Source organism: Mesorhizobium sp. M4A.F.Ca.ET.090.04.2.1 (assembly GCF_003999085.1).
Classification (GTDB): Bacteria; Pseudomonadota; Alphaproteobacteria; order Rhizobiales; family Rhizobiaceae; genus Mesorhizobium.
This window is the reverse complement of record NZ_RZOT01000924.1, coordinates 1-988: the sequence shown is the minus strand read 5'-3', so window position 1 is coordinate 988 and position 988 is coordinate 1. Positions and strand designations below refer to the sequence as shown.

The window sequence follows — 988 nt, the reverse complement described above, 5'->3', positions numbered from 1 at the left end:
CGTTGAGATCGGCGACCATGCCCTGATCCAAGAACTCGGACTGCACGAAGTCGCGGGCCAGGGCGATACCCTGCGATTGCGTCATCTCGCACGGAATGGCGAATTCGACCTCGCGGGCAAGCTGCGCGTCCTTCCTCACCTCGAAGGCTTCAACATCGTTCCACAGCCGCTCGCGATCGCTCCAGGCTTCGGGCGCATTGTCCGGCAATATCACCTCGGAATGGACGACGCCGCGTTTGGCCGAGAAATCATGACTGCGTTCGATGCGCTCATCGCGTAGCCGCGTGGCCGAGCGGTAGGCGGCCGAGGCAACAGCACTCGAGCCAGCCTTGCGGCCAATGACCTTCACGTGAAGATGATAGATCGCCATCGCGACCAGATCATTTGCACGTCAAAGCGCACGTCGGCACGACGTATAAGCGCGCCCTCCCTCGAAAAGTTCTCGGGATGGACCAGCCCGTCCCCGGCTGTCTCGGCAACCCTGAAGCCTTCCGGCAGGCGTTCGCCTATCATCGCGACATCGACAACCGAAGGAGATAGCACATGCGTAAGCCACGGGACTTCGACGCGGAACTGAAGGCACTGGAAGACAAGGCGCGAGAACTCAAAACTCGAAAGGTTCAGCAGCTTGGCGAGCTGGTGATCGCCACAGGCGCCGATCGACTGGGCAACGACGAACTGGCCGGCGCATTGGTCGCAATCGCTGAAACCAAAGACACCTCAAAGCGTGAGGCATGGGCCAAGCGCGGGGTGACGTTTTTCGAGAGCGGGTCCCGGCGAACTGCTCCGGCATCTGAGAGCAACCGACGTGGCGCACCAGCGCAACAACGCAGCGCGCAATCGCCATCGGGCAGCGCGGGCCCGCAATGACATGCGCCATTGGCAGGTTGAGCGCCGCAAACGCACCCGACATCTAATCGAACTCGGCGGGCTAATCGTCAAAGCAGGCATCGTCGATCTGACTGCCAATGATCGCACCATCATATAT

3 protein-coding genes are annotated in these 988 nt (G+C 60.9%); 2 read left to right on the top strand and 1 reads right to left on the bottom strand.

Annotated features, from left to right (window positions below):
* Positions 1–370 (bottom strand): MobA/MobL family protein (locus EN781_RS33185; RefSeq protein ID WP_189347982.1); only part of this gene is annotated, 370 nt, incomplete at its 3' end.
* Between the two features lie 173 nt (positions 371–543).
* On the opposite strand from EN781_RS33185, the gene EN781_RS33180 reads away from it, so the two are divergent.
* Positions 544–870 (top strand): conjugal transfer protein TraD, encoded by a 327-nt coding sequence (locus tag EN781_RS33180; protein ID WP_127400762.1) that lies wholly within the window; start codon positions 544–546, stop codon positions 868–870.
* Position 871: 1 nt separating this feature from the next.
* The coding region (locus tag EN781_RS33175; RefSeq protein WP_145965818.1) for a conjugal transfer protein TraD at positions 872–988 on the top strand (117 nt) is incomplete at its 3' end.